Source organism: Saliniferula longa (genome assembly GCF_050789285.1).
Classification (GTDB): Bacteria; Pseudomonadota; Alphaproteobacteria; order Rhodobacterales; family Rhodobacteraceae; genus CAVPWP01.
The window spans coordinates 418,765-439,455 of the sequence record NZ_JBOUVX010000002.1 but is presented as its reverse complement, the minus strand read 5'-3'; the positions used below and the strand labels follow the sequence as shown (position 1 = coordinate 439,455).

The window sequence follows — 20,691 nt, the reverse complement described above, 5'->3', positions numbered from 1 at the left end:
TAGTGAACGGCGGGCGCCTCTGTCGCGCCCGCACCGGCAAATAGCCGCGTTTTCCCGCTTGCGAAAGGGCCGGGCGCGGCGTATCTGCGGCGGTGGGACACCCCTCCCCAACGAGGGGCGTATATCTGTAAGGATATCAGATATGAGCACGACCTACCCGGCATCGCGGCCGGTCAATCCGCGGTTCTCCTCCGGCCCCTGCGCCAAACCCCCGACATTTTCGCTGGACAAGCTTGCCGATGCGCCCCTCGGGCGGTCGCACCGTGCCGCTGTGGGCAAGGCCAAGCTCAAGGCCGCCATCGACGGCACGCGCGAGATCCTGGGCATCCCCGACGACTACCGCGTGGGCATCGTGCCCGCGTCGGACACCGGCGCGGTCGAAATGGCGATGTGGACGATGCTGGGCGCCCGCCCGGTCGAAATGCTGGCCTGGGAAAGCTTCGGCGAAGGCTGGGTGACCGACGCGGTCAAGCAACTCAAGCTCGACGCGACCGTGCGGAAAGCCCCCTACGGCCAGATCGTCGACTTCGCGCAGGTCGATTTCGACAAGGACGTGGTCTTCACCTGGAACGGCACCACCTCGGGCGTGCGGGTTCCCGAAACAGTCACGATTCCGGCCGATCGCGCCGGTCTGACGATCTGCGACGCGACCTCGGCCGCCTTCGCGATGGACCTGCCGTGGGACCGTCTCGACGTCACGACCTTCTCCTGGCAGAAGGTTCTGGGCGGTGAAGCTGCGCATGGCATGATCGTTCTCAGCCCCCGCGCGGTCGAACGTCTGGAAAGCTACACGCCGGCCTGGCCGCTGCCCAAGATCTTCCGCCTGACGAAGGGCGGCAAGCTGATCGAGGGCATCTTCTCGGGCGAAACGATCAACACGCCTTCGATGCTGGCGGTCGAGGATTACCTCTTCGCGCTGGACTGGGCACGCTCGGTCGGCGGGCTTTCGGGCCTGATCGCCCGCGCCAACGCCAACTTCGCCGAGATCGACCGCTTCGTCGCCGCGAACGACTGGATCGGCTTTCTGGCCGAGGATCCGGCCACGCGATCGACGACCAGCGTCTGCCTCAGCTTCACCGATCCGTCCATCGCGGACGGGGCGGCCTTCGCCAAGGCCGTGGCGAAGCGGCTTGAGGCGGAAGGCGTGGCCCTGGACGTCGGCGCCTATCGCGATGCACCGCCGGGCCTGCGCATCTGGTGCGGCGGGACGGTCGAGACCGGCGACATCGCGGCCCTGATGCCGTGGATCGACTGGGCCTACCGGACCGAGCTTGCCGCCCTCCAGGCCGCCGCCTGACCGCCTGACCCAACGAACGACACTTTTTCACAGGAGCCCCAGATGGCGCCCAGAGTTCTCGTATCCGACAAGCTGTCGGACACCGCCGTTCAGATCTTCCGCGACCGCGGCATCGACGTGACCTTTGACCCCTCGGTCGGCAAGGACAAGGACAAGCTGCTCGAGGTGATCGGCCAGTACGACGGCCTCGCGATCCGCTCGGCCACCAAGGTCAGCGCGAAGGTGCTTGAGGCGGCGACCAACCTTAAGGTCATCGGCCGCGCCGGGATCGGCGTCGACAACGTCGACATTCCGGCGGCGTCGAAGAAGGGCGTGATCGTCATGAACACGCCGTTCGGCAACTCGATCACCACCGCCGAGCACGCCATCGCGATGATGTTCGCGGTCGCGCGCCAGATCCCCGAGGCCAACGCCTCGACCCACGCCGGTCTGTGGGAGAAGAACCGCTTCATGGGGGTCGAGCTTTTCAACAAGACGCTGGGCGTCGTGGGCGCGGGCAACATCGGCTCGATCGTCTGCGACCGCGCGCAGGGGCTGAAGATGAAGGTGATCGCCTACGATCCCTTCCTGAGCGAGGAACGCGCCGATCACCTGGGCGTCACCAAGGTCGATCTGGACGAGTTGCTGTCGCGCTCGGACTTCATCACCTTCCACGTGCCGCTGACCGAAAAGACGCGCAACATCCTGTCGGCAGACGCGATCGCAAGGCTGAAGCCCGGCGTGCGCATCATCAACTGCGCACGCGGCGGCCTGGTCGACGAGGCGGCGCTGGCCGAGGCGTTGAAATCCGGCCACGTCGCGGGCGCCGCCTTCGACGTTTTCGCCGTCGAGCCCGCGACCGACAGCCCCCTGTTCAATCTGCCGAACGTGGTCGTGACCCCGCATCTCGGCGCCTCGACCACCGAGGCGCAGGAGAACGTGGCCCTTCAGGTGGCCGAGCAGATGGCCGACTACCTTCTGACCGGCGCCGTGCAGAACGCGCTCAACATGCCGTCTGTCACCGCCGAAGAGGCAAAGCTCATGGGTCCCTGGGTAAAGCTGGCCGGGCACCTGGGCGCCTTCGTGGGCCAGCTCACGGACGAGCCGGTGAAGGCCATCAACATCCTTTACGACGGCGCGGTCAGCGAGATGAACACAAACGCGCTGAACGCAGCGGTCGTCGCGGGGATCATGAAGGCGTCGAACCCCGACGTGAACATGGTGTCGGCCCCGGTCATCGCGAAGGACCGTGGCATCGACATCTCGACGACGACGCAGGACCAGACCGGCGTCTTCGACGCCTATATCAAGCTGACCGTGGTGACCGACACGCGCGAACGCTCGATCGCGGGCACGGTCTTTTCGGACGGCAAGCCGCGCTTCATCCAGATCAAGGGCATCACGATCGACGCCGAAATCGGCCAGCACATGGTCTATACCACGAACGAGGACGTGCCGGGCATCATCGGTGCGCTGGGCCAGACCATGGGCAAGAACGGCGTCAACATCGCCAACTTCACCCTTGGCCGATCGCAGAAGGGCAAGGATGCGATCGCGCTGCTTTACGTGGACGATCCGGTGCCCGATGCCGTGCTGGACGCGCTGCGGTCGACGGGGCTGTTCCAGCAAGTCCGCGCGCTGGAATTCGAGGTGGCCTGACGCGGGGCCAGTTGCAAGGGGCGCAAGATGCGCATCTACGCCATCGGCGACATTCATGGGCAGCTCGACATGCTTCGGGCTGCCCATGCCCGGATCGAGGCCGACCGCAGGGCAGTCCGCGACCCGGGCGCGCCGGTGGTGCATCTGGGCGATCTTGTCGACCGCGGGCCCGACAGCCGCGGGGTCATCGACCTTCTGATCGACGGGACCTTGGGGGGCGCGCCGTGGATCGTGCTCAAGGGCAATCACGACCGCATGTTCGTGAACTTCGTGCGCCTCGGCGCCACGGGCGATCCCGGGCTGCGGCCCGAACTCACCTGGCTTGACCCGAAACTTGGCGGTGCCGAAACGCTTGCCTCCTACGGGGTGCGGTCCCGGCGCTGGACGTCGCGACAGGGCGCCTTCTCGGCCGCAGCCGACGCGGTGCCGGAGCACCACCTGGCCTTCCTCGACGCCCTGCCCCTGATGCATGTCACGCCACAGTTGCTGTTCGTCCATGCTGGTATTCGCCCTGGCGTGCCCCTGCCCGATCAGGTCGAGGACGACCTGATCTGGATCCGCAGCCCCTTTCTTGAGGATGACCGCAACCACGGCAGACTGGTCGTTCATGGCCACACACCGGTTGCGACGCCCGAGCACTATGGCAACCGGATCGATCTTGATACCGGCGCGGGGTTCGGGCGCAGCCTGACTGCGGCAGTGTTCGAAGGCCGCGACTGCTTCGTGCTGACCGACGAGGGGCGCGTCGCCCTGCCACCGCCGCCGGGATACGGCTAGTCGCCGGTCCCGTCGCGCGGGGTCCGCAGAAGGCGCCGCGCCGTCCAGATGGCCGTGCCGCCGAAGAACAGCCCGGCCAGGCCCACGACCTCGACAAAGGCCGGCCCGGTCGGGATGCCGCGATAGAAAAGCGCGAAGACCATCAGCGCAAGGCCTGCGACCGATACCGCAAGGCGGAATTTCAGCTCGCCCCGCGTCGGGCCGAAGCGGCTGCCGTGGCGGTCGTCGGCCATCGGTTCAGTCGTCCTTGCGCCGGCGCCGCTGCAGCCAGCGGAAGACAAGGAAGAAGACGATGAAGATGACGATCCAGAAGATCAGGTCCGTCAGGGCTTGCGACATGGGTCCTCCATTCCCTTCCACTTATGCCGGGTCAGCGCCCGGGCAAGATGATCGAGGGACGGCATCAGTCGGCGTCAACGACTTCGCGGGGTCGCCGCGCGACCTGCACCGCCAGGATTCCGCCCCCGATGATCGCCACCCCAAGCAGATCGAGAGGGCCCAGTGACTCGCCCAGAACAAGCGCGGCGATGGCGACGCCGAAGAATGGATTCAGGAAATGGAACGTCGCGGCCCGGACCGCGCCGATGCGGTTCACCAGCGTGAACCAGATCCAGGTCGCCGCCAGGCCGGGCACGAAAGTGGTATAGAGGAAGGCCGCGACAAGACGGCCGCTCCAGGTCACCTGCCAGGTTTCGGTCAGGGCTGAGACCACGCCCAGGATGACGCTGCCCACCAGCATCTGAAGCCCCACGATCATCAGGACGTTGCCCCCCGACGAGGCGCCGCGCAGCAGAAGCGTGGCGAAGGTCAGCGCCAGCACGCCCGCCCCGCACAGCCCGACGCCCATCAGGTCGACGCCCGCGTTCACCCGCGTCCCCATGATCAGCGCTGCACCCAGAAAGCCGGCGACCAGCCCCGCAATGCCCAGCGGCCGCAGGCGTTCGCCCAGAATCAGCCAGCTTGCAAGGCCCACCAGAAGCGGCAGGGACGACGCGATGATCGACGCAAGCGAGGCCTCGACGGTCTGCATGGCGACGAAGTTCAGCCCAAGATAAAGCGCGTTCTGGCACAGCCCGAAGACCAGCGTCGCGATCCATTGCTGACGGGTCAGGCGCCAGCTCTGGCCCAGGGCAAGGGCCAGGGCGATCCCGATCACGCCCGACAGGAGAAACCGCAGCGACAGCGAGGCCAGCGGCGGCGCGTCGGCCACGATGATCCGCGCAGAGGTGAAGGCCGACGACCACATCAGGGCGAAGGCCATGCCCATGCCCAGCGCGACAAGGTCCAGGCCGGCGCCGTCGCGCCCCCCGCCGGATGGGTTCGTTCGCATGAAGATCCGCTCGCCGTCCGAAAAAACAGAAGGGCCGCCTCCCGGCGACCCTATTCCGCTTGCACGACGCCGTGCAATCAGTCGTTCACGCTGTCCTTCAGCGCCTTGGCGATGGTCATCTTCACGACCTTGTCCGCCGGCTTCTTGATCTGCTCGCCCGTGGCGGGGTTGCGGACCATGCGCGCGGGACGCTCGCGGCAGTAGATCTTGCCGACACCCGGAAGCGTCACGGCACCGCCGCCCCCGACTTCCTTGGTGATGAGCGCGACGATCCCGTCCAGCGCGGCGCCAGCGGTCTTCTTGTCCGACCCCATTTCTTCGGCCAGAGCGGCGACGAGCTGGGTCTTGGTCATCGGTTTTGCCATGTATTGTCTCCTCGTTGGCCCTTGTGCTTGTGGGCTCGGTGGCCTTTTTTAACTGGATATTGGGGCTTCATACAACAATTAGTGGACTTCCCCGTGCGGAAATCCGGCGTTTTTTGCCGATTTTCGCCTGTGACCTAGAGGAAAGCCGTCTCTTCGAAGGATCGAAGCTTGCGCGAGTGGATCCGTTCAAGTGGCATGTCGCGCAGCCGCTCCATTGCCCGAATGCCGATCAGAAGGTGCCGCGTGACCTGGGTGCGGTAGAAATCCGACGCCATCCCGGGCAGCTTCAACTCGCCATGCAGCGGCTTGTCGGAGACGCACAGCAAGGTGCCATAGGGCACCCGGAAGCGGAAACCGTTGGCCGCGATCGTGGCGCTTTCCATGTCAAGCGCGATGGCGCGGGACTGGCTCAGACGCTGCACCGGCCCCGACTGGTCGCGCAGTTCCCAGTTTCTGTTGTCGATGGTCGCGACGGTCCCCGTCCGCATGATCCGCTTGATGTCGAACCCTTCGACATCCGACACGCTGGCCACCGCCGTCTCGAGCGCGATCTGGATCTCGGCCAGCGCCGGGATCGGCACCCAGACCGGCAGGTCGTCATCAAGAACGTGATCCTCGCGCAGATAGGCATGGGCCAGCACATAATCGCCCAGCCGCTGCGAGTTCCGCAGCCCCGCGCAGTGCCCGACCATCAGCCAGGCATGCGGCCGAAGCACCGCGATATGGTCGGTTGCGGTCTTCGCGTTCGACGGACCGACCCCGATGTTGACCAGCGTGATGCCCGCCCCTCGCGGCCGCTTGAGGTGATAGGTGGGCATCTGGGGCAGCTTCGTGGGCAGCGGAAGCGGCGCCTTGGGATCCGTGATCTCGATGTTGCCGGGCCCGACGAAGGCGGTATAGCCGCTGTCGGGATCGGCCAGTGCGGCGCGGGCATAGGCCTCGAACTCGTCCACGTAGAACTGGTAGTTCGTGAACAGAACATGGTTCTGGAAATGATGCGCCGCCGTCGCCGTGTAGTGGCTGAGCCGCGCCAGGGAATAATCGACACGCTGTGCCGTGAACGGCGCAAGCGGGTGCGAGCCGTCGGGATAGGTGAAGCCGAAGCCGTTGACGATGTCGTCATGGGTGGTCGACAGGTCAGGCACGTCGAAGATGTCGCGCAGCGTATAGTCCAGCGCGCCTTCGTGCGGGACCGTCACGCTTTCATCGCCCGCCATCGCGAAGTGTACCGGCATCGGCGTCGACGAAGCGCCGATCACGACCGGAACGCCGTGGTTCTCGATGACAAGGCCGATCTGCTGGATCAGGTAGTTCTCGAAAAGGTCCGGCCGGGTGATCGTGGTCGTATAGGTCCCGGGCTGCGCGACGTGGCCGAAGCTCAGCCGGCTGTCGACGGCCGCGAAGCTTGACGTCGTCAGCCGGATCTCGGGGTAGTAGGCGCGGTAGCGCACACCGGGCATGCCCTTGGCCAGGACCTCGCCGAAACGGGCACGCAGAAACCCGGTGGCCGCGCCATAAAGCTCTTGCAGGCGCGCAACCGCCGCGGCGGCGTCGGTGAATTCCGCTGGCTCGGGCACCGGCGGCGTCAGGATCGGCAGCGACGTGTCCGGGGCGTTCATGTCTTGTCCTCGAAAAGATCGGTCAGCTCGAAGCGCGTGACGTCGACAAGGCCAAGGTCGGAAATCCGAAGCTCGGGGATGACGACCAGCGCCAGAAGCGAATGTTGCATATAGGCGTTGTTCAGCGTGCAGCCGCAGTCGGCCATCGCCCGCACCATTGCCTGCGCCTTGGCGGCGACCTCGGCGGCTGGGCTGTCGGACATGAGGCCCGCCACCGGAAGCTCGACCAGCGCGATCTCGCGCCCGTCCTTCCAGACCGTGACGCCGCCGCCGACCTTGGCCAGCCGGTTCGCGGCCGCCGCCATGTCGACGCGGCTGGTGCCGACGACGATCATGTGGTGGCTGTCGTGCGCCACGGTCGAGGCGATGGCCATCCGTCCCTGATACCCGAAGCCCGACACGAAGCCGTTGACCACCTTGCCGGTGCCCTGATGACGTTCGACCAACGCAATCTGACAGACGCCGCCGTCGCCCTCGACCACGCCATCGACGACCGGAAGCCGCGCCGTCAGCGCCTTCGTCGGGGCCTGGTTCTCGACCACCCCGATGACCTTCGCCGTGACGGTGTTCGCCCCCTCTGGGGCGGGGATCTCGAAGTCCGTCTCGATCTTGGGCATGCCCAGGTGCACGGTCGCGCGCGTGTCGGCCGGCCAGTCAAGGTGCGGACAATCGACCTGAATCTCGCCGTTCAGCGCCACGGTCCGGCCGCGGGCGATGACCTGAAGGATCGGCAGCGTCTTCAGATCCGAGGTCAGCACCACGTCGGCCCGCCGCCCCGGCGCGATCGACCCAAGCTCGCGCTCAAGGCCGAAGTGCGTCGCGGTGTTCACCGTCGCCATCTGAAGCGCGATCAGCGGATCGCAGCCGCAGGCGATGGCGTGGCGCACCACGCGGTTCATGTGCCCCTCGTGCACCAGCGTGCCGGAATGGCAGTCGTCCGTGCACAGGATGAAGTTGCGCGGATCAAGGCCGCGCTGCGTCACCGCTGTGATCTGCGCCTCGACATCGTACCAAGCCGACCCCAGCCGCAGCATCGCCCGCATGCCCTGACGGACGCGGGCGATGGCGTCGGCTTCCTGGGTGCCTTCGTGATCGTCCGCCGGCCCGCCCGCCGCATAGGCGTGGAAGGCCGTACCAAGATCGGGCGAGGCATAGTGCCCGCCCACCGTCTTGCCCGCGGCCTGGGTCGCGGCGATCTCGGCCAGCATCTGCGCGTCGCCCGCGACGACGCCGGGGAAGTTCATCATCTCGCCCAGACCGATGATGCCGGGCCAGGTCATCGCCTCGGCGACGTCGGCGGCGGTGATCGCGAAGCCCGTCGTCTCGAGGCCGGGGGCCGACGGCGCGCAGGACGGCATCTGGGTGAAGATGTTGACCGGCTGCATCAGCGCCTCGTCGTGCATCAGCCGCACACCGCGCAGGCCAAGGACGTTCGCGATCTCGTGCGGGTCGACGAACATCGTCGTCGTGCCGTGCGGGATAACGGCGCGGGCGAACTCGGCGGGCGTCAGCATGCCCGACTCGATGTGCATGTGCCCGTCGCACAGGCCCGGGATGGCGAAAAGGCCATCGGCCTCGACCACTTCGGTCGACGGACCGATGCAATGTCCCGCGTCGGGCCCGCAATAGGCGAAACGCCCCTCGGCGATGGCGATGTCGTGGCGGGCAAGCACCTCGCGCGAGTGGACGTTCACCCAGCTTGCGCCCCGGATCACCAGATCCGCAGGAACGCGGCCCGCCGCAACGGCGACAAGGCGGGGGGCCGTTTCGGCCCAGGTTCTGACGGTCTCCGACATGCACTAATTGTTCCGAAGTCGCGGGCGTGCGCAAGGGCGTGACGGCGATTTCGCGAAAGCTTCATGTGGCGCGCGGGGCCGGGGCGGGCTATCTCCTGCCCATGACCGGCACGCTTCTGTCCTTCGGCCATGGCTACTCGGCCCGCGCGCTTTCCGCGCGGCTTCTTGCGCAGGGCTGGCGCGTGATCGGAACGACGCGCACCCCCGACAGGGCGGACGAGATCGCCGCGACGGGGGCCGAGCCTCTGATCTGGCCCGGGGCGCCGCTTGAGCCCGCGCTGCGGGCAGCGACGCATCTTCTTGTCTCGGCCGCGCCGGACGCCGACGGCGATCCCGTGCTTCGCGCCGCGGGCGAGGCGATCGCCGCCCATGCCCGCCACGTCGTGTGGATGGGCTATCTGTCGACCACCGGCGTCTACGGCGACCACGGCGGCGACTGGGTGGACGAGGATACCCCGCTTCACCCCGCAACCGAACGCGGCCGCCGACGGGTGTCGGCCGAAACCGCCTGGCGCGCGCTGGCGCAGGACACCGGCCTGCCGCTGCATATCTTCCGCCTGGCCGGGATCTATGGCCCCGGACGCGGCCCCTTCGAGAAGGTCCGGAACGGCACCGCACGGCGGATCGTGAAACCCGGACAGGTGTTCAGCCGGATCCACGTCGACGACATCGCGCAGGTTCTGGCGGCCTCGATCGCCCACCCGAACCCGGTGCGCGCCTACAACGTCTGCGACGACGACCCTGCCCCGCCGCAGGACGTCATCGCCGAGGCGGCACGACTTCTCGGGATGCCGCTTCCGCCCGAAGTGCCGTTCGAGACGGCCGACCTTGGCCCGATGGCCGCCAGTTTCTATGCCGAATCGAAAAAGGTCCGGAACGACCGGATCAAGTACGAACTGGGCGTGCGGCTTCTCTACCCGACCTACCGCGACGGACTTCGCGCGGTGAAGGCGGACGAGGGGCTTTAGGCCCGGCGGCTGGCGATATCGGCCACGCCGAGCACCTCGAGCACCTTGCGCTCGATGTCGGGGGCGTTCATGCCGGCGATGGCATACATGTCCTCGGGGCTGGCCTGGTCGATGAAGGTATCGGGCAGGACCATCGACCGGAATCGCAGGCCGTGATCCATCACGCCTTCCTCGAACAGAAGCTGCGCGACATGGCTGCCGAAGCCGCCCACCGCGCCCTCCTCGATCGTGATCAGCGCCTCGTGTCCCGCGGCAAGACGCAGGATCAGGCCGCGGTCCAGCGGCTTGGCGAAACGCGCATCCGCGATCGTCGGCGTGATCCCGCGCTGGGCGAGCGACTCGGCAGCCGCCTGAACCTCGGCCAGGCGGGTGCCGAAGGACAGGATCGCGACGCGGTTGCCTTCGGTGATAATCCGCCCCTTGCCGATGGGCAGCACCTCGCCCCGCGACGGCAGCTCGACACCCACGCCTTCGCCGCGCGGAAAGCGGAACGCGATGGGTCCGTCGTCATGGGCGGCGGCGGTTGCGACCATGTGCACCAGTTCGGCCTCGTCGGCCGCCGCCATCACGGTGAAGCCGGGCAGATTGGCAAGAAAGGCAATGTCGAAGGCCCCGGCATGGGTCGCGCCATCGGCACCCACCAGCCCGGCGCGGTCGATCGCGAAGCGCACCGGCAGACGCTGGATCGCCACGTCATGCACGACCTGGTCGTATCCGCGCTGAAGGAAGGTCGAATAGATCGCGCAAAAGGGTCGAAGCCCCCCGGCCGCAAGCCCCGCCGAAAAGGTCACGGCGTGCTGTTCCGCGATGCCCACGTCGAAGCACCGGTCGGGGAAGCGTTCGGCGAAAAGGTTCAGGCCGGTGCCGTCCGGCATCGCTGCCGTCACGGCGCAGATCCGGCTGTCGCGTGACGCCTCGTCGATCAGGGTCTGCGCGAAAACCTTGGTGTAGGACGGCGCATTGGATGGGGCCTTCTTCTGCTCGCCCGTCACCACGTCGAACTTCGCCACGCCGTGGCCGCGGTCGCGCGCCGCCTCGGCCGGGGCATAGCCCTTGCCCTTCCTGGTGATGACGTGGATCAGGATCGGCCCCGTGGCCCGCGCCTTGACCGTGCGCAGGACAGGCAGAAGCTGGCCCAGGTCGTGGCCGTCGATCGGCCCGAGATAGGAAAAGCCCAGCTCCTCGAACAGGGTTCCGCCGATCACCGAATGTTTCAGCAGATCCTTCGCCCGCCGCGCGCCCTCCTGGAAGGGCTCGGGCAGAAGGCTGACCGCCCCCTTCGCCGCCGCCTTCAGCTCCTGGAAGGGCGCCCCGGCGTAAAGCCGCGACAGATAGGACGACATCGCCCCCACGGGCGGGGCGATCGACATCTCGTTGTCGTTCAGGATCACGATCAGGCGCTTCTTCAGGTGGCCGGCGTTGTTCATCGCCTCATAGGCCATGCCCGCGCTCATCGCGCCGTCGCCGATCACCGCGATGGCGTCGCCCAGCCCATGCTCGGGCACGCCGCCCAGATCGCGGGCGGCCGCGAAACCCAGAGCGGCCGAGATCGAGGTCGACGAATGCGCCGCCCCGAAGGGATCATAGGGGCTTTCGGACCGCTTGGTGAACCCGCTCAGCCCGTCCTTCTGGCGCAGCGTGCGGATGCGGTCGCGCCGCCCCGTCAGGATCTTGTGCGGATAGCACTGGTGGCCCACGTCCCAGATGATCTTGTCGCGCGGCGCATCGAAGATGGCATGAAGCGCGACGGTCAGTTCCACGACCCCAAGCCCCGCGCCCAGATGCCCGCCGGTCACGCTGACCGCGCTGATCGTCTCGGCACGCAGCTCGTCGGCCAGGGCGCGCAACTCGGCGTCGCTCAACCGTTTCATGTCGGCGGGCGTGGACACGCGGTCAAGGATCGGGGTCTTGGGTCGGTCGGACATGCCTGCCTTCTTGCCGGGTCGGTGATCGGATCTCAGAATTCGCGCGAGATAACGAAGCGCGCCGCCTCCCGCAAGTTTTCCGCGTCCGAACCATAGGGCGCAAGGGCGGTTTCTGCCTCGGTCACAAGGTCGCGGGCACGTGCCTTCGCCCCCTCCAGGCCAAGCAGCGACACGAAGGTGGCCTTTCCGGCCTCGGCATCCTTCTGCAGGCGCTTGCCCGCCTTCGCGACGTCGCCCTCGACGTCAAGGATGTCGTCGGCGATCTGGAAGGCCAGCCCCAGCGCCCTGGCATAGGCCGCCATCGGGGCCACATCGGCCCGCGCCATCCGGGGCCCGGCACATCCGGCCCATTCGATCAGCGCGCCGGTCTTCTTGGCCTGAAGCGCCGTGATCTCGTCAAGGGTCAGCGGCCGCCCCGCCGTCTCGGCGGCGATGTCCAGCGCCTGACCGCCCACCATGCCTGCCGCGCCCGCCGCCTGTGCCAGGCTGCGCACCAGATCTGCCGCCACCTCGGACGGCCCGACGGCGGGATCCGAGACAAGCGCGAAGGCCAGCGTCTGAAGCGCGTCGCCGGCAAGAACCGCCGTCGCCTCGTCCCATGTCACGTGAACGGTGGGCTGGCCGCGCCTCAGATCGTCGTCGTCCATGCAGGGAAGATCGTCATGCACCAGCGAATAGGCGTGAAGCGCCTCGATCGCGGCAGCCGCATGGGCCGCCCGGGCCGCCGGCACGCCGTGAAGCCGGGCGCCCTCGACCACAAGAAAGGCCCGCAGGCCCTTGCCCCCTTGAACGGCATAGCGCATGGCGGCCACGACCGGCAGGTCGCCCATGTCGGCCATCGCCGCCATCAGCCGCGCCTCGGTCAGGACGGCGGCCTCCTTCAGGCGCTCGGCGAACACGTCAGTCGGAATCGAGCGGACGGGTCCCCGAAGGTTCGCCCCGGTCGGACTTCATGATCAGCTCGACCTTCTCTTCGGCGGTCTTCAGCTTGGCCTCGCAATGGGCCTTCAGCACGGCGCCCCGTTCGTAAAGCGCGATGGATTTCTCAAGGTCGACGTCGCCATCCTCAAGCTGCCGGACGACCGCCTCCAGTTCCTTCATGGCGTCTTCGAAGGACATCTCGCCAACCGGCTTTCCGCTCATCCGCCCCGCTCCATCAAGACCTGCATATGCGCCGCGACACTGGCGCCCAGTGCCTTCAGATCATAGCCGCCCTCGAGTGTCGAGACCACGCGCCCCCCGGCGTGGGTATCGGCCAGATCGCACAGCCCTTCCGTCAACCAGGCGAAATCGGCCTCGGTCCATTCAAGGTTCGCAAGGGGATCGGCAGCATGGGCGTCGAAGCCTGCCGAGATGATGACAAGCTCGGGCGCGAAGTCGTCAAGCGCGGGCCAGACCTCGCGGTCATAGGCGCGGCGCATCTCGACCCCGCCCGTCATCGGCGCGAGCGGCAGGTTGATGACGTTGTCGAAGGCCCCGGTTTCGTGCGCGTCGCCGGTCCCCGGCCAAAGCGGCAACTGATGGGACGAGACAAACAGCGTTCGTTTCTCCGACCAAAGAAGCGCCTGCGTGCCATTGCCGTGATGCACGTCGAAATCGACCACCGCCACGCGCGACAGGCCGTGATGATCCAGCGCCCGCTTCGCCGCTATGGCGGCATTGCCGAACAGGCAGAACCCCATCGGCGTCGCCGTCTCGGCGTGGTGGCCGGGCGGGCGGCAGGCGACGAAGGCATTCGCGACCTCGCCCGCCAGAACGGCGTCGACCGCCGCGACGCAGCCGCCCACCGCGCGCAACGCGGCGCGAAGCGATCCGGGCGAGACATGCGTGTCGGCATCAAGCGCGACGAACCCCGCATCGGGGATCGCGGCCTCGATCTGCGCGACATAGGCCTCGGGGTGCACGCGCAGAAGCTCGGCCCGGTCGCAGACCGGCGCCTCGCGACGATCCAGCGCCTTGAAACCCGGTCCCGACAGCGCGGCGCGCACCGCCTCGAGCCGCGCCACGCGTTCGGGGTGGCCGTCCGGGGTCACATGCCCGTCGAACTCGGGATGCGTGAAAAGCGCGGTCGCCATGGCTGTGCTCCGATGCTGCTTCTTCTGGCTGCAAATACCTTCGCCGAAGGCGATCCTGCATTCCAGTGCCGATCAGGCCCGCATGTGGGTCAAAGCGGCAATCCCCGGCTCAGCCGCGGCAGATCGCCGGTCAGGCCGGCCGCCTCGCGGATGAACCCGCGTCGCAGCCCGGGCAGGCGTCCGACAAGACCAAGCCCAAGGTCGCGCCCCAAGCGCAGAATCGAACTGTCGTTCGAGAAGAGCCGGTTGAAGGCGTCGGTGGCGATGGCAAGGGTCATCGTGTCGAACCGTCGCCAGCGCTCATAGCGTCGAAGCACGTCGACGCGCCCGATATCCTCGCCCCGCCGCCGCGCCTCGACCAGCACTTCGGCAAGAGCGGCCACATCCTTCAGCCCCGCGTTCAGCCCCTGGCCGGCGATGGGATGCACGGCATGGGCGGCATCCCCTGCCAGCGCCAGCCGATCACCGACGAAACGCTCGGCGACCGACAGCGAGAGCGGATAGGTGAACCGTGCGCCGGCCAATCGGATCTCGCCCAGGAAGTCGCCGAAGCGCGGCCGCAGCGCCGCGAGATAGCCGGCGTCGTCCAACCCCGCGATGGCCCCGGCCGTGGCGTGCCGCTCGGTCCAGACGATGGACGACCTGTTGCCGGGCAGGGGCAGGATGGCCAGCGGGCCGGGCGGCATGAAGAACTGGTGCGCGGTGCCGTTATGGGGCTTGTCGTGCTCGACCGCGCAGACCAGCGCGGTCTGGCCGTAGGCCCAGCCCATGCGCCCGATCCCGGCCCGCGTCGCGGTCGGGCTTTGCTTGCCATCGCAGGCAACCAGAAGCTCCGCCGTGATCCGGCGACCATCCGACAAGGTGACGGCGACATCCGGCCCCGTGGCGGTATGATCGGCGACGGACACCCCCGGAAGATGGGTCACGCCCTCGGTGCCGGCCAGGGCCGCAAGCAGCGCGGGCCGCAGGACCCGATCCTCGACCATGTGGCCCATCGGGGCTTCCTCGATCTCGGCGTGATCGAACTCGAGCGCAAGCGGCGAGGCCCCTTCGCCGGCGCGGCCGTCGCTGACGGTGATGTGCAGGATGGGCTGGCTTTGCGCGGCGACCTCGCGCCAGACGCCGATCGCCGCAAGCAGCCGCTGCGAGGACAGCGCCAGCGCATACCCCCGCCCGTCGAAGGCCCGATCGCCTCGGGTTTCGGCCGGCAGCGGATCGACCAGAGTCACCCGAAGTCCGGCCCGGCCCAGCGCAATCGCCAGCGCCGTGCCGTTAAGGCCGCCGCCCGCGATCAGGATATCGGTCTTGTCGCTCATGGGTGCCAATATGCCCCCCCGGCCGGCATTGTCCATGTGCCCGCCCGACGTTACGGTCGCGCCGATGACGGAGGTACGAAGATGTCGCAGGACTGGCTTTCAAGAAGCGCCGCGTCGCTGGGCCGCGACATCGGCGCGGGGCGGATCGACCCCGTCGCGCTGACCGAGACCCATCTCGACGCGATCGCCGCCCATCCGGTGGCGCCACGCATCTATGCCCGTACCACCCCCGACCGCGCCCGGTCCGAGGCCGAGGCAGCCGCGCGCCGCGCGAAGCTTGGTCAGCGGCGCTCCGTTCTCGATGGGGTGCCGGTGTCCTGGAAGGACCTCTTCGACACGGCCGGAACCCCGACCGAGGCCGGGTCCGCACTGCTTGCGGGACGGACGCCGGATCGTGATGCCCGCGTCCTTTCGAACGCGACCGCCGCAGGTCTTGTCTGCCTTGGCAAGACCCACATGACGGAACTTGCCTTTTCCGGCCTGGGCCTGAACCCCGTCACCGCCTCGCCGCCCTGCGTGAACGACGCGGATGCGGTTTCGGGCGGCTCGTCGTCAGGCGCGGCGACCTCGGTCGCCTTCGGCCTTGCCGCTGCGGGCATCGGGTCGGATACGGGCGGGTCGGTGCGCGTGCCCTCGGCCTGGAACGACCTTGTCGGGCTGAAGACCACGCCCGGGCGCCTGTCGCTGGAGGGCGTCGTGCCGCTGTGCGCGCGCTTCGATACCGTGGGTCCGCTGTGCCGCACGGTCGAGGATGCGGCCCTGCTTCTTGCCGCCCTCGAAGGCCGCACCCCAGCGGACCTCGGCGGGGCCGATCCTGCGGGGCGGCGCCTGCTTGCGCTGCGCACTGTGGCGCTTGACGCGGTCGAGGACGCCCCCGGAGCCGCCTTCGAAGCGGCGCTTGCCCGCCTGTCCGCAGCGGGCGCAACGATAGAGACGGGCGACGTGCCGGCCGTGGCCGACGCCATGGACCTTGCCCCGATCCTTTTCGCGACCGAAGCCTACGGGACGTGGAAGGACACCATAGAGGCGAACCCCGAGGTCATGTTTGCCCCGATCCGCGAGCGCTTCCGCGGCGGGGCCGTGTTCTCTGGCGCAGACTACGTCGCGGCCTGGCACAGGCTCGACCGGCTTCGGACGGACTATCTTGCCGCGACGGCGGGCTACGACGCCGTTCTCTTGCCGACCTGTGCGATCCTGCCGCCGAACGCCGAACGCCTGCTGTCCGACCCGGCCCATTTCACCGAGCGCAACCTGCTGACCCTGCGCAATACCCGCATCGGCAACCTGATGGGACTTCCGGGGGTCACGCTGCCCACCGGAACGCCGTCCTGCGGCCTGCTTGTCCAGACACCGCCGGACAGCGAAAGGCGGTTGCTCAGGCTTTCGGCGGCCATCGAGCGGGCGTTGACCTAAAAGCCACAGATTCCCGCAAGCTCCGGCAATCGCGGCATGAATCTGGACCGGCGCGCGCGCTTCGGGTTAGAATCCAGTCAAACGGGGCGGCACGACCCCGTCATCGAGGCAGTAATGACGTTTCCTGAGCGGTTTTCACACCTGCCGGAGTATGCCTTTCCGCGTCTGCGGAGGTTGCTTGACGCCCATGCGCCGGGCGGGGACGTCATCCAGATGACCATCGGCGAGCCGCGCCATCCCTTCCCGCGCTGGATCCTGGACGAGATCGCGAGCCACGCCGACGGCTTCGGGAAGTATCCGCCGAACGAGGGGACGCCCGCGCTTCTGGCGGCCATCGCCGCCTGGCTGCAGCGTCGCTACGGGGTCACGGTCGACCCGGCAACGGACGTGACAGTGCTCAACGGCACGCGCGAGGGGCTGTTCAACGCCGCCATCGCGCTGTGCCCGGAAACCGTGCGCGGGCGCAAACCCGTGATCCTGACGCCCAACCCCTTCTATCAGGTCTATGCCGTGGCGGCCCTGACCCTGGGGGCCGAGGCCGTCTATGTGCCGGCGACGACCGAGACCGGACACCTTCCCGACTACGCCGCGTTGCCGGCCGAAATCCTTGACCGCGTGGCGATCGCCTTTCTCTGCTCGCCCGCGAACCCGCAGGGCGCGGTCGCGGACGGGGCCTACTGGCGCCGTCTGATTGCGCTGGCCGAGAAGCATGATTTCCGCATCTTCGCCGACGAATGCTATTCCGAGGTCTATCGCGACGACCCGCCGCCCGGCGCGCTTCAGGTCGCCCGCGCCATGGGCGCCGACCCCGAGCGCGTGGTGATCTTCCATTCGCTGTCGAAGCGGTCGAACCTGCCCGGACTGCGGTCGGGCTTCGCCGCCGGCGGACCAAGGTCGATCGCCGCGATCCGCCAGTTGCGTGCCTACGCCGGCGCGCCCCTGCCGCTGCCGCTTCAGCACGCGGCCGAGCGGGTCTGGGCGGACGAAGCTCATGTGGATGAAAGCCGGACGCTTTATCGGCGCAAGTACGCGATCGCCCAAGACGTCTTCGCCGGGCACCCCCAGATCGAGGTGCCCGACGCAGGGTTCTTCCTGTGGCTTCCGGTCGAGGATGGCGAAGCCGCGGCCCTGAAGCTCTGGCGCCAGACCGGCGTTCGGGTTCTGCCCGGCGCCTATCTTTCGCGCGACGTCGACGGCGTGAACCCGGGCCACGGCTATATCCGCGTGGCGATGGTCGCCGAAGAAGAAGAAATGCAGCGCGGACTGACCGCGATCCGCGACTGCCTCTACCATACGAGGGACACGTAGACATGGCGTATCAGGCACGGCAGAGAGACCCGCTTTTCGATCGCGACACGCAGGCCGTCCTCGAGCGGCGCGCGACCGAACTTCTGGGGCTTGCGCTTCTCTGCCTCGGGATCGCGACGGCGATGGTGGTTGCCTCGTATTCGCCCACCGATCCCAGCTGGCTGTCGGCCACCGACGAACCCGCGCGCAACCTGCTGGGCCGGTTCGGGGCGTCGATCGCCTCGCCGCTTTTCGTCATCGTGGGCTACGCAAGCTGGACCATCGCCGCGATCTTCACGCTGTGGGGCGCGCGGCTTCTGGCACATGTCGGCGAAGACCGGCTTCTGTCGCGCATCATCTTCGCGCCAATCGCCGTGGCTTTGGCGTCGGTCTATGCCTCGACCCATGTGCCCGGCGCCGACTGGGGCCATTCCTTCGGTCTTGGCGGGCTTTTCGGTGACACGGTGCTGGGGGCGATCCTGGGCGTGGTGCCGGTGCAGGCGACGCTGGGGCTGAAGGTGCTGTCGTTCTTCATGTTCTTCGGCGCGATGGCGATGCTTCTGTTCGTCCTGGGCGCGACAATGGCCGAAATGCGCGGCTTCGGACTGTTCCTGCTGCGCGGGACGGTGATGCTTTACGACCGTCTCGTGGCGCTTGTCGTCTGGGCGATCCGAGCCGGGATGACCTCGGCGGGCAACGCCCGGGCACGCCGCGCCGAACGGGCCGCGCGGGCCGAGGAACAGGCCTTCGAGGCCGCGCCCTTCGCCGCCCCCAAGGGCCTGCGCCTGCGGCGCGAGCCGCCGGTGGCCGGCACCGCCGAAACCGCGCCGGCAAAACCCGGCCTTCTGGCCCGCATGTCGCCGCTGATCGCCCGCAAGGCCGAGGCCGCCGCCGCCCCCGTCGGCGCGGGCGAGGACGCCGCCGGCGAGGACGACCGGATCAAGGCGCGTATCGCCGACATCATCCGTAATCGCAGCCGCGAACCCGTTGCCACGGTGGGTCGCGCGGAACCGCCGGTGACGGCCGCCCGCCACCCCCGGGGGCCGAAGCCCATGATCCTCGACACCGCGCGGACCCTTGCGACGCCGCCCTTCGCCGCGGACGACGAGGCGCTTTTCGCCGACGTGGAACTGCCCGAACCCGAACTTGTCGAACCCGAGCCGATCCGCCCCGGCGCGATGCCGATGTTCGAGACCGGTCGGCTGATCCCCACGGAAGGCAGCGTCGTGCAGCACGCCGCGCGCAAGCCCCTGCAACCCTCGCGCCAGGCGCGGGCCGAGGCGCAGCCCGCTCTGCGCTTTGACGACAAGGCGCCGGCCTACGAGACGCCGCCGCTCAGCCTGCTGGCAAGCCCCGACCGGATCGAGCGCCACCAGCTGTCCGACGAAGCGCTGGAAGAGAACGCGCGCATGCTCGAGAACGTCCTCGACGACTACGGCGTGAAGGGCGAGATCGTAAGCGTCCGTCCCGGCCCGGTCGTCACCATGTACGAACTTGAACCCGCGCCCGGCCTCAAGGCCAGCCGCGTGATCGGCCTTGCCGACGACATCGCGCGGTCGATGTCGGCGCTGTCGGCCCGTGTCTCGACCGTGCCGGGCCGGTCCGTGATCGGGATCGAGCTTCCGAACGAAAAGCGCGAGAAGGTCGTCCTGCGCGAAATTCTGTCGGCCCGCGACTATGGCGACGCCAACCACCGCCTGCCGCTTGCCCTGGGCAAGGACATCTCGGGCGATCCGGTGGTCGCGAACCTGGCGAAGATGCCCCACCTGCTGATCGCCGGGACCACCGGCTCGGGCAAGTCGGTTGCGATCAACACGATGATCCTGAGCCTTCTCTACAAGCTCACGCCCGAGGAATGCCGGCTGATCATGATCGACCCCAAGATGCTGGAACTCAGCGTCTATGACGGCATCCCGCATCTTCTGTCGCCCGTCGTCACGGACCCCAAGAAGGCGGTCGTCGCCCTGAAATGGGTCGTGGGCGAGATGGAAGACCGCTATCGCAAGATGTCGAAGATGGGCGTGCGCAACATCGAAGGCTACAATGGCCGTGTGCGCGAGGCGCTCGAGAAGGGCGAACTGTTCAAGCGGACGGTCCAGACCGGCTTCGACGACGAGACCGGCGAACCGGTGTTCGAGACCGAGGAATTCGCGCCCGAGCTCCTGCCCTACATCGTCGTCATCGTCGACGAGATGGCCGACCTGATGATGGTCGCCGGCAAGGAGATCGAGGCCTGCATCCAGCGCCTGGCGCAGATGGCGCGGGCTTCGGGGATCCACCTGATCATGGCGACGCAGCGCCCCTCGGTCGACGTCATTACGGGCACGATCAAGGCGAACTTCCCCACCCGGATCTCGTTTCAGGTGACATCGAAGATCGATAGCCGAACGATCCTTGGCGAACAGGGCGCCGAGCAACTTCTGGGCATGGGCGACATGCTTTTCATGGCTGGCGGCAGCCGGATAACCCGCGTCCACGGCCCCTTCGTCAGCGACGAAGAAGTCGAGGAGATCGTGAACCACCTGAAATCCTACGGCGCGCCGGAATATGTGACCAGCGTTCTGGAAGGACCCGACGACGACCGCGAAAGCGACATCGACCTTGTCCTTGGTCTGGGCGGCGCCTCCGACGGCGACGATGCGCTGTACGATCAGGCGGTGGCCATCGTCATCAAGGACCGCAAGTGCTCGACCTCGTATATCCAGCGCAAGCTGGCCATCGGCTATAACAAGGCCGCACGCCTGGTCGAGCAGATGGAAGAGGAAGGCGTCGTCAGCCGCGCCAACCACGTCGGCAAGCGCGAGATCCTGGTGCCCGAACAGGGCTGACGGGCGATGACACGCGGCTGTTATTGCATGGCAATGGCAGCCGCGCCGATCTGGCTC

Annotated in this window: 17 protein-coding genes; 7 read left to right on the top strand and 10 right to left on the bottom strand. The window is 67.8% G+C overall.

Annotated elements, in window-relative coordinates; translation table 11 throughout:
• Nucleotides 1–142: 142 nt before the first annotated feature.
• From ACRDNQ_RS08650 to ACRDNQ_RS08640, 3 genes are read left to right on the top strand one after another with little or no spacing between them, the layout of a single operon-like run.
• On the top strand, nucleotides 143–1,297 hold the full coding sequence (locus tag ACRDNQ_RS08650; protein WP_431828250.1) for a phosphoserine transaminase: 1,155 nt from the start codon (nucleotides 143–145) through the stop codon (nucleotides 1,295–1,297).
• A gap of 42 nt (nucleotides 1,298–1,339) precedes the next feature.
• A complete protein-coding gene (gene serA, locus ACRDNQ_RS08645; protein WP_431828249.1) occupies nucleotides 1,340–2,935 on the top strand; it encodes a phosphoglycerate dehydrogenase in 1,596 nt (531 codons plus the stop codon).
• A gap of 27 nt (nucleotides 2,936–2,962) precedes the next feature.
• Nucleotides 2,963–3,712, top strand: coding sequence for a metallophosphoesterase family protein (locus ACRDNQ_RS08640; protein ID WP_431828248.1), 750 nt, complete (start codon nucleotides 2,963–2,965; stop codon nucleotides 3,710–3,712).
• Here ACRDNQ_RS08640 and ACRDNQ_RS08635 read toward each other — a convergent pair.
• The 5 genes from ACRDNQ_RS08635 to ade all read right to left on the bottom strand — a co-directional run bounded on the left by ACRDNQ_RS08635 (nucleotide 3,709) and on the right by ade (nucleotide 8,822).
• Entirely contained in the window at nucleotides 3,709–3,945 is a 237-nt protein-coding gene (locus ACRDNQ_RS08635) for a hypothetical protein (RefSeq protein ID WP_431828247.1), read from the bottom strand. The genes ACRDNQ_RS08640 and ACRDNQ_RS08635 overlap by 4 nt on opposite strands.
• Nucleotides 3,946–4,115: 170 nt before the next feature.
• Nucleotides 4,116–5,042 (bottom strand): DMT family transporter, encoded by a 927-nt coding sequence (locus tag ACRDNQ_RS08630; RefSeq protein ID WP_431828246.1) that lies wholly within the window; start codon nucleotides 5,040–5,042, stop codon nucleotides 4,116–4,118.
• A gap of 77 nt (nucleotides 5,043–5,119) precedes the next feature.
• Complete coding sequence (locus tag ACRDNQ_RS08625; RefSeq protein WP_431828245.1) at nucleotides 5,120–5,407, bottom strand: HU family DNA-binding protein; 288 nt, start codon at nucleotides 5,405–5,407, stop codon at nucleotides 5,120–5,122.
• A 134-nt stretch (nucleotides 5,408–5,541) separates the two neighbouring features.
• Nucleotides 5,542–7,026 (bottom strand): AMP nucleosidase, encoded by a 1,485-nt coding sequence (locus ACRDNQ_RS08620; RefSeq protein WP_431828244.1) that lies wholly within the window; start codon nucleotides 7,024–7,026, stop codon nucleotides 5,542–5,544.
• Nucleotides 7,023–8,822: an adenine deaminase gene (ade, locus tag ACRDNQ_RS08615; RefSeq protein WP_431828243.1), complete on the bottom strand. Its 1,800-nt coding sequence runs from the start codon at nucleotides 8,820–8,822 to the stop codon at nucleotides 7,023–7,025. The genes ACRDNQ_RS08620 and ade overlap by 4 nt, the downstream gene beginning before the upstream one ends.
• Before the next feature lie 101 nt (nucleotides 8,823–8,923).
• Between ade and ACRDNQ_RS08610 the strand changes: the two genes are divergently transcribed.
• Nucleotides 8,924–9,790, top strand: coding sequence for an SDR family oxidoreductase (locus ACRDNQ_RS08610; RefSeq protein ID WP_431829096.1), 867 nt, complete (start codon nucleotides 8,924–8,926; stop codon nucleotides 9,788–9,790).
• On the opposite strand, the gene dxs is transcribed toward ACRDNQ_RS08610, so the two are convergent.
• From dxs to ACRDNQ_RS08585, 5 genes are all read right to left on the bottom strand, one after another.
• Nucleotides 9,787–11,715 carry a 1-deoxy-D-xylulose-5-phosphate synthase gene (gene dxs, locus ACRDNQ_RS08605; RefSeq protein ID WP_431828242.1) on the bottom strand — a complete coding sequence of 643 codons (1,929 nt, stop codon included), beginning with the start codon at nucleotides 11,713–11,715 and terminating at the stop codon, nucleotides 9,787–9,789. The two genes, ACRDNQ_RS08610 and dxs, sit on opposite strands and share 4 nt — an antisense overlap.
• A gap of 32 nt (nucleotides 11,716–11,747) precedes the next feature.
• Complete coding sequence (locus ACRDNQ_RS08600; protein WP_431828241.1) at nucleotides 11,748–12,614, bottom strand: farnesyl diphosphate synthase; 867 nt, start codon at nucleotides 12,612–12,614, stop codon at nucleotides 11,748–11,750.
• Nucleotide 12,615: 1 nt separating this feature from the next.
• Nucleotides 12,616–12,858: an exodeoxyribonuclease VII small subunit gene (locus ACRDNQ_RS08595; RefSeq protein WP_431828240.1), complete on the bottom strand. Its 243-nt coding sequence runs from the start codon at nucleotides 12,856–12,858 to the stop codon at nucleotides 12,616–12,618.
• A complete protein-coding gene (locus ACRDNQ_RS08590; protein ID WP_431828239.1) occupies nucleotides 12,855–13,790 on the bottom strand; it encodes a histone deacetylase family protein in 936 nt (311 codons plus the stop codon). Before ACRDNQ_RS08590 ends, ACRDNQ_RS08595 begins: the two co-directional genes overlap by 4 nt.
• An 89-nt stretch (nucleotides 13,791–13,879) precedes the next feature.
• On the bottom strand, nucleotides 13,880–15,106 hold the full coding sequence (locus ACRDNQ_RS08585) for an FAD-dependent monooxygenase (protein ID WP_431828238.1): 1,227 nt from the start codon (nucleotides 15,104–15,106) through the stop codon (nucleotides 13,880–13,882).
• Nucleotides 15,107–15,187: 81 nt separating this feature from the next.
• Here ACRDNQ_RS08585 and ACRDNQ_RS08580 point away from each other — a divergent pair, with 81 nt between their 5' ends.
• The 3 genes from ACRDNQ_RS08580 (at nucleotide 15,188) to ACRDNQ_RS08570 (ending at nucleotide 20,634) form a co-directional block, all read left to right on the top strand.
• The gene (locus tag ACRDNQ_RS08580) at nucleotides 15,188–16,519 is read left to right on the top strand and encodes an amidase (protein WP_431828237.1); all 1,332 of its coding nucleotides are present in this window, start codon (nucleotides 15,188–15,190) and stop codon (nucleotides 16,517–16,519) included.
• Nucleotides 16,520–16,633: 114 nt separating this feature from the next.
• Complete coding sequence (locus ACRDNQ_RS08575) at nucleotides 16,634–17,827, top strand: aminotransferase class I/II-fold pyridoxal phosphate-dependent enzyme (protein ID WP_431828236.1); 1,194 nt, start codon at nucleotides 16,634–16,636, stop codon at nucleotides 17,825–17,827.
• A 2-nt stretch (nucleotides 17,828–17,829) separates the two neighbouring features.
• Nucleotides 17,830–20,634, top strand: a complete 2,805-nt coding sequence (locus tag ACRDNQ_RS08570; RefSeq protein ID WP_431828235.1) for a DNA translocase FtsK — start codon at nucleotides 17,830–17,832, stop codon at nucleotides 20,632–20,634.
• The last annotated feature ends 57 nt before the right edge of the window (nucleotides 20,635–20,691 follow it).

Excerpts from the sequence above, each read along its gene's own strand:
- ACRDNQ_RS08620 (WP_431828244.1), bottom strand. The coding sequence starts at position 7,026 with ATGAACGCCCCGGACACGTCGCTGCCGATCCTGACGCCGCCGGTGCCC.
- ACRDNQ_RS08585 (WP_431828238.1), bottom strand. The coding sequence starts at position 15,106 with ATGAGCGACAAGACCGATATCCTGATCGCGGGCGGCGGCCTTAACGGC.
- ACRDNQ_RS08640 (WP_431828248.1), top strand. The coding sequence starts at position 2,963 with ATGCGCATCTACGCCATCGGCGACATTCATGGGCAGCTCGACATGCTT.
- ACRDNQ_RS08635 (WP_431828247.1), bottom strand. The coding sequence starts at position 3,945 with ATGGCCGACGACCGCCACGGCAGCCGCTTCGGCCCGACGCGGGGCGAG.
- ACRDNQ_RS08625 (WP_431828245.1), bottom strand. The coding sequence starts at position 5,407 with ATGGCAAAACCGATGACCAAGACCCAGCTCGTCGCCGCTCTGGCCGAA.
- ACRDNQ_RS08580 (WP_431828237.1), top strand. The coding sequence starts at position 15,188 with ATGTCGCAGGACTGGCTTTCAAGAAGCGCCGCGTCGCTGGGCCGCGAC.
- serA (WP_431828249.1), top strand. The coding sequence starts at position 1,340 with ATGGCGCCCAGAGTTCTCGTATCCGACAAGCTGTCGGACACCGCCGTT.
- ACRDNQ_RS08590 (WP_431828239.1), bottom strand. The coding sequence starts at position 13,790 with ATGGCGACCGCGCTTTTCACGCATCCCGAGTTCGACGGGCATGTGACC.
- ACRDNQ_RS08650 (WP_431828250.1), top strand. The coding sequence starts at position 143 with ATGAGCACGACCTACCCGGCATCGCGGCCGGTCAATCCGCGGTTCTCC.
- ACRDNQ_RS08610 (WP_431829096.1), top strand. The coding sequence starts at position 8,924 with ATGACCGGCACGCTTCTGTCCTTCGGCCATGGCTACTCGGCCCGCGCG.
- ACRDNQ_RS08595 (WP_431828240.1), bottom strand. The coding sequence starts at position 12,858 with ATGAGCGGAAAGCCGGTTGGCGAGATGTCCTTCGAAGACGCCATGAAG.
- dxs (WP_431828242.1), bottom strand. The coding sequence starts at position 11,715 with ATGTCCGACCGACCCAAGACCCCGATCCTTGACCGCGTGTCCACGCCC.
- ACRDNQ_RS08575 (WP_431828236.1), top strand. The coding sequence starts at position 16,634 with ATGACGTTTCCTGAGCGGTTTTCACACCTGCCGGAGTATGCCTTTCCG.
- ade (WP_431828243.1), bottom strand. The coding sequence starts at position 8,822 with ATGTCGGAGACCGTCAGAACCTGGGCCGAAACGGCCCCCCGCCTTGTC.
- ACRDNQ_RS08570 (WP_431828235.1), top strand. The coding sequence starts at position 17,830 with ATGGCGTATCAGGCACGGCAGAGAGACCCGCTTTTCGATCGCGACACG.
- ACRDNQ_RS08630 (WP_431828246.1), bottom strand. The coding sequence starts at position 5,042 with ATGCGAACGAACCCATCCGGCGGGGGGCGCGACGGCGCCGGCCTGGAC.